Raw genomic sequence first — 12,149 nt, forward strand, 5'->3', positions numbered from 1 at the left:
AGTTTACACGTCCTTTGCCGAAACCGGCTTGCGGTTCAGATTGCGCCTTATCATGCCGAGATCCGCGCCGCCGATCAGGAAGGCGGCGGCGAAATAGACCAGCATGGAAATCGCAATCAACAGGCCGAGCGTACCGATCTTGGTGAGGAGCGGCGAGCCAGAAGCAAGCCAGGGCGCCCAGTATTGCTTGAGGAAAACGATCGCGGCGCCCATCACGGCCGCGGAGACGATCAAAAGGGCGGCGCGTTTTGCCAGCGCCCATTCCCATCTCAGGTGGCCGCGGCGCAAAAGCGTGGTGAACAGCAGCACGGTGCTGATCCAGCCGGCGGTGGCTTCGGCAACGGCGATACCCGGCGCGCCCATGTAGGGAAAGAGGGTGAGCGCGGTGGCACAGTTGGTGGCTACCGCAATCGCCGAAAAGCGCATCGGCGTCTTGGTGTCTTCGCGGGCATAAAAGCCGGGCTGGAGTGCCTTGATAAGCACGAAGGCCGGCAGGCCAATGCCGTAGATCGCCAGGATCGAGCCGACGACGGCGGTGTTTTCCTGATGGAAGGCGCCGCGCTCGTAGAGCACGCGGATGATTTCGTCAGAAAGAATCCAGAGCGCGAAGGCGGCGGGGATCGTCAGAAACAGCACGAATTCGATCGAGCGGTTCTGCAGATTTCCGGCCTCGCGCAGGTTGCCGCCCTTCAACGCCCGGGCAAGTTCCGGCAACAGCACCACGCCGACGGCCACACCGACGACGCCGAGCGGTAGCTGGTAGATGCGGTCGGCATATTGGAGTGCTGCGATCGCGCCGTCCCGGGAGGAGGCGATCGCCTGGCCGATCAGCTGGTTGATCTGGGTGATGCCGCCCGTCACAGCGGCCGGCACTGCAAGGATCAGCAGCCGTTTGACGTTCGGCGTCATCTTGGGGAAACGCAAGCCGATGCTCATGCCGGCCGCAAGCACGCCGACATAGACGACGGCGAGCTGCAGCACGCCAGCGGCAAGAACGCCCCAGGAAAGATACCAGGCCGTCGCCAGTGGATCGGCGCCGGTATAGAGCGAATAGAACAGCGCCCCGATCATCACTACGTTGAGAAAAACGGGGGCGATGGCGGCGGCGAAGAAATGATGCAGCGAATTCAGCATGCCGCTCATCATCGCCGTCAGCGACATGCACATGAGATAGGGAAACATCACGGCCGCCATGCGGATCGTGATCGAGAACTTGTCGGGATCGTCGGCAAAGCCTGGCGCGATGACGAAGCGCACCAGGAGCGGCATGGCAAGCTCCATCACGATGGTGATGAGAAGCAGCACAGAAAACAAGACGCCGAAGACTTCTTCCGAAAAGCGCTTGGCGCCATCCGTGCCGTTCGCCTCGATCTCCTTGGCAAACAGCGGCACGAAGGCGGCGTTGAAGGCGCCTTCGGCGAATAGCCGGCGGAAGAGGTTCGGAAAGCGGAAGGCGGCGTAGAAGACGTCGGCCATCGGCCCGGTGCCGAGGGCAGCCGCCATCAGCGTTTCGCGGGCGAAGCCGAAGATGCGGCTGCCGAGGGTTGCGCCGCCGACGGTCGCAAATTTCTTGACGAGACTCATGCGTGTAGGCTCATACGGGAGAACCGGCTTTCTTGTCGGTGGAGGTCGAGGTCCGGGCGGTGGCGGCGGGCGCGATGATGCCGGAGGGCATGCGCTCGCGCAGTTCGTCCTCCTCCTCGGCCATGACGGCCTTCAGCCGGGCGGTGATGTTGGCGCGTTTGCTGTCGCCCGATATCTTCTGGCCGACCAGATCGGTGACGTAGAAGGTGTCGATCACCTTCTCGCCGAAGGTGGTGATGCGGGCCGACTGAATGTCGAGCGACAGATCGGAGAGCACGGCGGTGATCTCCGACAGCAGTCCCGGCCGGTCGAGGCATTCGACCTCGATGACCGTGAACTTGTTTGACAGGCTGTTGGTGATGTTGACCGACGGCGGAATGACGAAGGCCTTGCTTTTCTTGCGGTTGCGCGCGCGCGTGGCGATGACCTCGGGCAGCCGCTTGCGGCCGGATAGCACGTCCTCGATCATCCGTCCGATCGTGGCGGCACGGCGCAGCTCGTCGGCATCGTCTGCAAATTCGCGGCTGACATGGATCGTGTCGAGCGCCCGCCCGTCCGACGTCGTGAAGATCTGCGCGTCGACGATGTTGGCGCCGGCCGCCGCACAGGCCCCGGCGATGACGGCGAGCAGTCGCGGATGGTCGGGAGAGAGTACGGTGATCTCGGTGATCGCGTGGAAACTGTCGGTGCGCACCGTCGTGGCGAGCGCCTGGCCGGCCTTGTCGGCCTGACGGATGAAATGGGCGTGGCGGATCTGGTCTTCCAGCGGCACGGAGAGCAGATAGGGCTGGTAGTGCAGCTTGGTATAGGTGTTGCGGTCCTTCTGGCTCCAGTCGGTAAGGGCTGCATGCAGCGCCTCGGCCGCGGCATTGGCCCGCTCCTTGCGGGAGACCTCCGAAAAGCCGCCGGCGAGCAGCAGTTCGGTTTCATAATAGAGCGTGCGCAGGAGCTGGCCCTTCCAGCCGTTCCAGACACCGGGACCGACGGCGCGGATGTCGCAGATCGTCAGGATCAGCAGCATCTTCAGCCGTTCGAGCGACTGAACGCGGTCGGCGAAATCGGTGATCGTCTTGCGGTCGGTGAGGTCGCGGGTCTGCGCCACCATCGACATCGTCAGATGTTCCTCGATCAGCCAGACGACGATCTCCGTCTGCTTCTGTGACAGCCCGAAGCGGGTGCAAAGCTTGCGGGCGACGCGGGCGCCGGCGATCGAGTGATCCTCCTGGCGGCCCTTGGCGATATCGTGGAGGAGAACGGCGACATAAAGCGCCTCGCGATCCTCGATGCCTGAGATCAGCTTGTTGGCGAGCGGATGCAACTCTTCGGCGCGCGACTTGTCGATCTCCGAGAGAACGTCGACGGTACGGATCAGATGTTCGTCGACCGTATAGTGGTGATACATGTTGAACTGCATCATGGCGACGATCTTGCCGAATTCCGGGATGAAGCGGCCGAGCACGCCGGCCTCGTTCATGCGGCGAAGGATCAGCGCCGGATCGCGCTTCGACGTCAGGATCGACATGAAGAGGCGGTTCGCCTCGTCGTTTTCCCTGAGGCTGTTGTCGATCAGCGTAAGCGAACGGGTGACGCGCTTCAGCGCATCGGGATGGAATTCCAGTCCGTTGATGTCGGCGACGTGGAAGAGCCGGATGATGCTGACGGGATCGCGCTTGAAGACCTCGGGGTCGGCGAGCGCGATGCGGCCGCGGTCTTCGACGAATTCGACGCTGCCGGCGATCTTGCGATTGCGATGGGTAAAGCGGCTGATGACGCCGGTGAGGCCGGGGATCGACTTCGCCTGCTGGTCTTCAAGGGCGGCGCAGAGGATGCGGGTGAGATCGCCGACATCCTTGGCGACGAGGAAATAGTGTTTCATGAAGCGCTCGACGGCCGAGAGGCCCGGGCGGGTGTGATAGCCGAAGGCTTCGGCGATCTCGCGCTGGATGTCGAAGGACAGGCGCTCCTCGGCCTTGCCTGTGAGGAAGTGCATATGGCAGCGCACCGCCCAGAGAAAGTCGTCGGCTTTCTCAAGGAGGCGGTATTCGTGCTTCGACAGCACGCCGAGCTTGACCAGTTCCGCCTGGTCGCGCACGTGATAATAATATTTCGAGATCCAGAACAGCGTGTGCAGGTCGCGAAGCCCGCCTTTGCCTTCCTTGACGTTCGGTTCGACGAGGTAACGCGTATCGCCGGCCTTGCGGTGGCGCTCGTCGCGCTCGGCAAGCTTGGCGGCGATGAATTCCGGGCCGGTGCCGGTGACGATTTCCTTGTCGAAGCGGGCCTCGAGTTCGGTTTCCAGCCGCTGCAGGCCGCAGATGTAGCGCATCTCCAGGATGGCGGTGCGGATCGTCATGTCGGATTTGGAAAGCGCGATGCATTCCTCCACCGTGCGGGTGGCGTGACCGACCTTGAAGCCCATGTCCCAGAGCACGTAGAGCATGAATTCGACCGCCTTGTGCGTCTCTTCCGCCGGTCGCGGCAGGAAGAGGAAGAGCAGGTCGATATCCGAGCCGGGCGCCAGCGTGTCACGGCCGTAGCCGCCGACGGCGGTGACTGCGAACTTGTCCTTCTGGTGCGGAAAGATATGGGCGGTGGCGAAATTGTAGAGGACGGTGATGATCTGGTCCTGCAGCCAGGATATCCGATAGGCGCAATTGAGCCCGCCGCCGTCGGCCAACAGTGCGGCGCGAGCCTTCTGCCGGCCTTCCGTGCTTGCTTTTTTCAGCGCCGCCAGGAGATCGGCACGCATGACGTCGGGCCGGTTGCGGTTGGCTTCGGCAATGGCGTCGCATTGCTTGTGCAAGAGCTCGACGTCAAGGATATTGGAGAAATCGAGGTCGCGCATCGCTGTCGCCGGGGCGGCTTCCTGTTCATGCCGGGCTGCCTGATCGAGGCTCGCCTCACGTTTCGTCTGCATGCGCTATAACCTCTTTGCCCGGCGATTGACACGGGCCTTCATACTGCAAGAACCTTTAAATTTGGCGAAATGGTGTTGGTAAGCCACAGAGCGGCTTGGGCAGCGCCGGGCTTCTCCCGAAAAGCTCAGGAGGCGGCTCGCGCATTTAGCAAATGCAACACCTGCCGCGTTTCGCGCATGATCTCCTCAAGCGTCTGCCTGTCGCATTCGCGATAGCCCGCCTTGGCGATCGAAGTTCCGAGTTCGCAGATCATAGCGCAGCATCGGGTAATTTTCAGCATGCCGATCGGCGAGGTCCAGCCGCGCGCATTGCGGTCCTTGTCTGTGCGCCGCATCGTGTCGAGCATGGAGCAGATGAGAGACAGGCGCTCGGTTTCGCGAACCAGCTTTTCCATGAACATGGGTCGCACTCCTATTTCAGCTTCTTCTTGAGGTCGTAAAGCGCATCTAGCGCCTCGCGCGGCGTCATGTCGTCGAGGCTCATCGCCTTCAACGTCTCTTCGACCTTGGACGGGCCACGGGCCGTTTCCTCGCGGCGCACTGCCACCTGGAAAAGCGGCAGGTCATCGATCAGCTGGCTTGCCGGGTTCTTGCGGTCGGCATCTTCGAGGCGCGTCAGCACATCGCGGGCGCGCGCCACGACCGAGACCGGAAGCCCGGCAAGGCGGGCGACCTGGATGCCATAGGAGCGGTCCGCCGCACCCGGTCCGACCTCGTGCAGGAAGATGACGTCGCCGTCCCATTCCTTGACGCGCATCGTGGCGTTCGATAGCCGGCCAAGCTTTTCCGAAAGCACGGTCAGCTCGTGGAAATGCGTGGCGAAGAGGCCGCGGCATCGGTTGGCCTCATGCAGATGCTCGACGGCCGCCCAGGCAATCGAAAGACCGTCGAAGGTGGCGGTGCCGCGGCCGATCTCGTCGAGGATAACGAGGGAGCGGTCGCTTGCCTGGTTGAGGATGGCAGCCGTTTCCACCATCTCGACCATAAAGGTCGAGCGCCCGCGCGCGAGATCGTCGGAGGCGCCGACGCGCGAGAAAAGCCGGTCGACGATGCCGATATGGGCTGATGTTGCGGGCACGAAGGAGCCCATCTGCGCCAGGATTGATATCAGCGCGTTCTGGCGCAGGAAGGTCGACTTACCGCCCATGTTAGGGCCGGTCAGCAGCCAGATCGCGCCGTCGCGATCGCCGGTCGTCGGCGAGAGGTCGCAATTGTTGGCGACGAAGGGGCCACCCGCCTGCCGTCGCAGCGCCTGTTCGACGACGGGATGGCGCCCGCCCTCGATGGCAAACATCTTCGACCCGTCGACCTGCGGCCGGCAATAGGCCTGCTCCTCGGCGAGTAGCGCGAGACCCGCCGCGACGTCGATGACGGCAAGCGCCCTTGCGCCTGATTTGATCGCCTCGGCCTCCGCGACGACGGCAGCCGTCATCCTGTCGAAGGCTTCGAGTTCGATCGAAAGCGCCCGGTCGGCGGCGTTGGCGATACGGCTTTCGAGATCGGCAAGCTCTGTCGTCGTGAAGCGCATGGCGCTAGCCATCGTCTGGCGATGGATGAAGCGCGCCTTGGCCTCCGCCGTATCAGTCATCGGTCCGGCGTTGCCGGCGGTCACCTCGATGAAATAGCCGAGGATATTGTTGTGCTTGATTTTCAGCGACCGGATGCCGGTTTCCTCGGCATATTGCAGCTGCAGGCCGGCAATGACACGGCGCGATTGGTCGCGCAGCGCCCGGACCTCGTCGAGTTCGGCGCTGGCGCCGTCGCGCAGGAAACCGCCGTCGCGTTTCAGGAGCGGCAATTCGTCGGCAAGTGTTTCGGCAAGCAGCTTTTCCAGGCTCGCGGGAAGGGCTTGCAGCCCCGACAGCGCCTGGCCGAGCTCTTCCGGCAGCATGGCCGTGCCAAGCAGGCCGGCAAGCCCGGCGGCTGCCTCGAGGCCCTGGCGGATCGCAGAGAGATCGCGCGGCCCGCCGCGGTCGAGCGCCAGCCGGGACAGTGCCCGCGGCATGTCGGGCACATGTTTCAGCGTGTCGCGCAGATTGCCGCAGAGCAAAGGCTCGTCGATCAGGAAGCCGATCGAATCGAGCCGTGCGTTGATGCGGGCGGGGTCGGTCAGCGGCGACATCAGGCGCTCGGCGAGAAGCCGCGCGCCGCCGCCGGTGACGGTGCGGTCGATCGCTTTCAAGAGCGAGCCATTGCGATCGCCCGAAAGCGTGCGGGCAAGCTCCAGATTGGCGCGGGTGGCGGGATCGATGAAGAGCGTCGAAGCTGCACTCTCTCGTTCCGGCTTTCCGAGCGGCGGACGCTCTGCGATTTGGGTCTTCTCGACATAGGCGACGGCGGCTGCCGCTGCTGCAAGTTCCGCGCGCGAGAACGTGCCGAAGCCGTCGAGCGTCGCGACCGAGAAATAACGCGCAATCCGGCCTTCGGCGCTCGCGCTGTCGAAGAGCACCGCCGGCTGCGGCACGGCGGTGCGGCCGAGCACGTCGAATACGGGCTTGAGTTCGGGATCGTGGAAGATCGTGTCGGGCAGGATGAGTTCGCGCGGATCGATGCGCAGAATGTCGGCAAGCAGCCGCGAGGCTTCGGTTTCAGCGAGCCGGAAGACGCCGGTGGAAATATCGATCCAGGCAAGCGCCAGCGCCGGTTCGGCTCCGCCGCGAATGCGGGTGAGCGCCATCAGGTAGTTGGATTCCGAGGGCGAAAGAAGCTTTTCCTCGGTGATCGTGCCCGGTGTGACCAGGCGAACGACGTCGCGCTTGACGACCGATTTCGCGCCGCGCTTCTTCGCCTCGGCCGGATCCTCGATCTGCTCGCAGACGGCGACGCGAAAGCCGAGCGCAATCAGCTTCTGCAGATAGTCGTCGGCCGCATGGACCGGAACGCCGCACATCGGGATATCCTGGCCCATGTGCTGGCCGCGTTTCGTCAGCGTGATGCCGAGCGCGCGGGCGGCTTCCAGCGCATCCTCGAAGAACAGCTCGTAGAAGTCGCCCATGCGATAGAAGAGAAGCGAATCCGGATTGTTCGCCTTGATCTCGATATATTGCTCCATCATCGGCGTCGCCGAGGCACGGCTTTCCGCCGTGGCGAGCTCGGCAGCCGAAAAGGCTTCATTCCCGGTGTCTATTCGTGCGTTCACGGAGGTGCAGTTTTTCCCAAAAAAACAGGTGCCAACCCTATCCGCGCGCCGCTATAGATGACAACAGCATTTGAGGAAGAGCGAAGCGTCGCCCACAGGACGTTGGAGGATTTATGCCCGATATCGATAAGAAGGACCGGCCAGTGACCTCGGTGACCGACCAGGAGGCGCTCGAATTTCACGCCATGGGCCGGCCCGGCAAGCTGGAGATCAATCCGACCAAGCCGATGGCGACGCAGCGGGACCTGTCGCTTGCCTATTCGCCGGGCGTTGCCGTTCCCGTCAAGGCGATCGCGGCCGATCCGCAGACCGCCTACGACTACACGGCGCGCGGCAACATGGTCGCCGTCATTTCCAACGGCACTGCCATTCTCGGCCTCGGCAATCTCGGCGCGCTGGCCTCCAAGCCCGTGATGGAAGGCAAGGCGGTGCTCTTCAAGCGCTTCGCCGACGTCGATTCCATCGATCTCGAGATCGACACCGAAAATGTCGATGAATTCATCAATTGCGTGCGTTTCCTCGGCCCTTCCTTCGGCGGCATCAATCTCGAGGATATCAAGGCGCCTGATTGCTTCGTGATCGAAAGCCGGCTGCGCGAACTGATGGACATTCCCGTCTTCCACGACGATCAGCATGGCACGGCGATCATCGCTGCCGCCGGCTTGATCAATGCGCTGGAGCTGACCGGCCGCGACCTGAAGACGACGAAGCTCGTCTGCAACGGCGCGGGTGCTGCAGCAATCGCCTGCGTCGAACTCATCAAGGCGATGGGCTTTGCCTCTGAGAACATCATTCTCTGCGATACCAAGGGCGTCATCTACCAAGGCCGCACCGAGGGCATGAACCAGTGGAAATCGGCGCACGCGGCCAAGACCGACACGCGCACGCTGGAAGAGGCGATGAAAGGTGCCGATGTCGTTTTCGGCCTGTCGCAGAAGGGCGCGTTTTCAGCCGAGATGATTCGCTCGATGGCGGATCGGCCGATCATCTTCGCCATGGCCAATCCCGACCCCGAGATCACGCCGGAAGAAGTCGCCCGCATCCGCGACGACGCCATCATGGCGACAGGCCGCTCGGACTATCCGAACCAGGTCAACAACGTCCTCGGCTTTCCCTACATCTTCCGCGGCGCTCTCGATGTCCGTGCTTCCACAATCAACGACGCGATGAAGATCGCCGCCGTCAAGGCGCTGGCAAACCTTGCCCGCGAGGACGTGCCAGACGACGTGGTCGCCGCCTATCAGGGCAACCGGCCGCGTTTCGGCGCGCAATACATCATTCCCGTGCCCTTCGATCCGCGTCTGATCTCGGCGATCCCGGTCGCGGTTGCCGAAGCCGCGATCGAAAGCGGTGTAGCCCGCAAGGTCATCAATGACATGGCGGGTTATGCCCGCGAGCTTTCGGCGCGCCGCGATCCGATCGCCTCGACGCTCGCCAGCCTCTACGAGCGTGTCCGCCGCCGCCCGAAGCGGATCGTCTTTGCCGAAGCCGAGGAAGAGCAGGTCCTGCGCGCAGCACTGTCCTACGCCAACCAGCAGCTCGGCACCGCCGTCCTGCTCGGCCGCGAGGACCTGATCCGGGCAACGGCGGAGCGCGCCGGGATCGATCTCAACCGGCCCGGCCTCGAGATCGTCAACGCCCGCATCTCGACCCGCGTCGAGGCCTATATCGACTATCTCTATGCCAGACTGCAGCGACACGGTTATCTCTACCGCGATGCCCAGCGATTGATCCACAACGACCGTAACCACTTTGCCGCCACCATGGTGGCGCTCGGCGACGCCGACGGCATGGTGACGGGGATCACCCGCAACTATTCCACGGCGCTCGAGGATGTGCGCCGCTGCATCGACGCAAAACCCGGCCATCGCATCATCGGCGTGTCGCTGGCGCTCTGCCGCGGCCGTACGGTCTTCGTTGCCGATACCGCGGTGCACGACATGCCGACCGCCGAGCAGCTTGCCGATATCGCCGAGGAGGCAGCCGGTCTCGCGCGCCGCATGGGCTATCAGCCGCGCGTCGCCATGCTGGCCTACTCCACCTTCGGCCATCCCTCGGGCGAACGCTCGGAGCGGGTGCGCGAGGCGGTGAAGATCCTCGACAAGCGCCGCGTAGATTTCGAATATGACGGCGAAATGGCGGCCGATGTCGCGCTGAACCGCAAGGTGATGGAGCAGTATCCCTTCTGCCGCCTCTCAGGTCCGGCGAATGTGCTCGTCATGCCGGCCTTCCACTCGGCCTCGATCTCCACCAAAATGCTGCAGGAACTCGGCGGCTCCACGGTGATCGGCCCGATCCTGGTCGGTGTCGACAAGGCGGTGCAGATCACCTCGATGGGCGCCAAGGATTCCGACATCGTCAACATGGCGGCGATCGCCGCCTATGGCGCGGGTTCGTAAACTCGCCCAGTTCGATATGACGGCATTCTGTGCCCGGCCGACAGCGCGTCGACCGGGCACAGGTTTGTGGGTTATCTTACCCGGCTTCGCCACTCTTCTGCTGCGCCCTCATCGACAACGATTGTTCCGAATTGCCGATCACCGTCACGCATACATGCTGGCGGTGCTGCGCAGCGCATTGTTCATTCGATAAGTCATACTTTTGATGCAATAACCTTATACGCGCGGCATAAATTTGCCCGCATGGACCTTGAAAAAAGCAATGGGCAATAGACGGTTTTGCTGCTCGATTGTTTTAATATTTCATCAGCCGTTTGGGTTCCCATGCCAGGAAATGCGTCCCTCAATTTCACCCCCCGATTTCAGGGAACGACTTTCGACGATATGGTTGAAGCCCTGACCAAGGGGTTTGGTTTGTTCCACGCATGGCGCAATGGCCGAGAGAAACCACTCGACTGGAAGGTCGGGTTTTGGGGTGACGAAAGGTTGTCGCTGGTCAGCAAACCAGGATTCCGGCAACTGGGGTGCAAGAACGGCACATGGGTCGCAATCTCTGGCAATTGTCGTTCCGCGCACTGGCGCTCTTAATGTAGCGCTTGGTCGGACTGTGGCGGAAGCCACACCTGGGCGGCTGCTATTGATGAACAATATCGAGCCGGACTGGATTTCCGTACAAGCAGCGCCTCACCGGTCAGATACGCTCAATCTGAACTGGACAATCATAGCGCAGGTCGTCGCCTCCGTACTGGAGACGCCCCTGATCGGGACGATGGGCTTGGCACCGATCATTGATTTTTCAACGGCAGCGGGACGGTTATTCGGCAGCCTCGCCCAAACGATCATCATCGGCATGCGCAACAACGGGCCGCTGCTTCAATCGCCAATCGCCATGTTGAACCTGACCCAGGCGCTTGCCGATCTCGTGGTGCGCCTGATTCCGCATCGGCTCTCGCATCTGCTCGACAAGAAAATCCATCTGACCGCACCGCGGTATGTCCGTCGCGCCATTGAATTCATGCACGCAAACATCGCCCAGCCAGGCCGTTTCGCGGCAACCTATCGGGCGGCGTATGGAGAGAACCCGTCGGACACGAGAAGACGATCCGGTGGATGAGGCCACGCCATCGGCCAAGCTGGCATCGGCTTTTCATAGGCAGGCGAAGACGATCGTCGCTCGCGTCGATTAGCTCGCGAAGCGGCCGGCGTCGGCGCCGTAGTAATTCAGGTAGCGGTCCGAAATGCTGGAGATCGGCAGCACGATCAGCACGTCTGTCGTGTTGAAAGCATGATCGACGACGGCGCTGGAGCCGACCATCGCGCCGAGGCGCATATAGCCCTTGATCAGCGGCGGCAGGGACATCAGCGCCCGCTTCGGGTTGACCGCCTCGACCGGCATCAGGTCCATGTTGCGGGCGAGATGCGGCAAGGCGCCGACCGCCCATTCATTCTTCGCGAGCACGGTGTGATAAAGGAAGGACAGCGCCAGCGCATGGCTTTCGAGATAGACGCCGGGGAACGACGCGCAGCCGAACATGGCGCTGACGCCGTGCTTCAGCGCATAGGCCCAGTTGCCCTGCCACAGAAGCTCGACCGTGCGCTTGGTGCGGTACTCCGGCAGGACGCAGGAACGGCCGAGTTCCATGAAACGCTTATCCGGATGTTTGGTGATGAGGCCATCGATCTCGAATTCGGAAGCCGAGTAAAATCCGCCGTTGGCGATGGCGACATCCTGGCGCAACAGCCGATAGGTGCCGACGATCTGGTCTTCGGGATCGCCCTCCAGCGAGCGGTCGAGAACGAGCAGATGATCGCAGAAGGCATCATAGGCATCGACATCACGCTGGCGGCGCATTGCGTCCGGCGGTAGCTGCGCCTTCATCTCGTCGACGAAAACGCGGTAGCGCACGGCCTGGGCGGCATCGATCTCGCGTGCCGTGCGGGCAAGGCGAGTTTCCAGATTGCCGATGCGGCCGAGAATATCGCCGTCCTTCTGCACAGCAGCCGTCGAGGGCCGTGGAGCCTCTGCGGTGGTGTCATGATTCAGGATGTCGATGGAGGACATGGCGATTCTCCCGTTGCCGGCTTATCGACGCCATAAAACACTTCTATA

The 12,149-nt window shown here is 62.6% G+C and carries 6 protein-coding genes and 1 pseudogene; 2 read left to right on the forward strand and 5 right to left on the reverse strand.

The window, feature by feature from the left end:
- Nucleotides 1–3: 3 nt before the first annotated feature.
- From murJ to mutS, 4 genes are all read right to left on the reverse strand, one after another.
- Nucleotides 4–1,584, reverse strand: a complete 1,581-nt coding sequence (gene murJ / locus EFD55_RS00705; RefSeq protein ID WP_125842013.1) for a murein biosynthesis integral membrane protein MurJ — start codon at nt 1,582–1,584, stop codon at nt 4–6.
- 10 nt (nt 1,585–1,594) lie between these two features.
- Complete coding sequence (locus EFD55_RS00710) at nt 1,595–4,501, reverse strand: [protein-PII] uridylyltransferase (RefSeq protein WP_125842015.1); 2,907 nt, start codon at nt 4,499–4,501, stop codon at nt 1,595–1,597.
- Between the two features lie 125 nt (nt 4,502–4,626).
- A complete protein-coding gene (locus EFD55_RS00715) occupies nt 4,627–4,902 on the reverse strand; it encodes a hypothetical protein (RefSeq protein WP_125842017.1) in 276 nt (91 codons plus the stop codon).
- An 11-nt stretch (nt 4,903–4,913) separates the two neighbouring features.
- Nucleotides 4,914–7,640: a DNA mismatch repair protein MutS gene (mutS, locus tag EFD55_RS00720; protein WP_125842019.1), complete on the reverse strand. Its 2,727-nt coding sequence runs from the start codon at nt 7,638–7,640 to the stop codon at nt 4,914–4,916.
- A 113-nt stretch (nt 7,641–7,753) separates the two neighbouring features.
- On the opposite strand from mutS, the gene EFD55_RS00725 reads away from it, so the two are divergent.
- Both EFD55_RS00725 and EFD55_RS00730 read left to right on the forward strand, forming a co-directional pair.
- Nucleotides 7,754–10,039 (forward strand): NADP-dependent malic enzyme, encoded by a 2,286-nt coding sequence (locus EFD55_RS00725; protein ID WP_125842021.1) that lies wholly within the window; start codon nt 7,754–7,756, stop codon nt 10,037–10,039.
- A gap of 324 nt (nt 10,040–10,363) precedes the next feature.
- Nucleotides 10,364–11,153, forward strand: a pseudogene (locus EFD55_RS00730) (cupin domain-containing protein).
- Between the two features lie 69 nt (nt 11,154–11,222).
- Here the strand turns inward: EFD55_RS00730 and olsB are convergent.
- Entirely contained in the window at nt 11,223–12,101 is an 879-nt protein-coding gene (olsB, locus tag EFD55_RS00735; protein WP_125842023.1) for a l-ornithine N(alpha)-acyltransferase, read from the reverse strand.
- Between the last annotated feature and the right edge of the window lie 48 nt (nt 12,102–12,149).

Source organism: Rhizobium pisi, assembly GCF_003938655.1.
GTDB lineage: Bacteria > Pseudomonadota > Alphaproteobacteria > Rhizobiales > Rhizobiaceae > Rhizobium > Rhizobium pisi.

Bases quoted from the DNA above. Each gene is read 5' to 3' on its own strand.
- murJ (WP_125842013.1), bottom strand. From the start codon at position 1,584: ATGAGTCTCGTCAAGAAATTTGCGACCGTCGGCGGCGCAACCCTCGGC.
- EFD55_RS00710 (WP_125842015.1), bottom strand. From the start codon at position 4,501: ATGCAGACGAAACGTGAGGCGAGCCTCGATCAGGCAGCCCGGCATGAA.
- EFD55_RS00715 (WP_125842017.1), bottom strand. From the start codon at position 4,902: ATGTTCATGGAAAAGCTGGTTCGCGAAACCGAGCGCCTGTCTCTCATC.
- EFD55_RS00725 (WP_125842021.1), top strand. From the start codon at position 7,754: ATGCCCGATATCGATAAGAAGGACCGGCCAGTGACCTCGGTGACCGAC.
- olsB (WP_125842023.1), bottom strand. From the start codon at position 12,101: ATGTCCTCCATCGACATCCTGAATCATGACACCACCGCAGAGGCTCCA.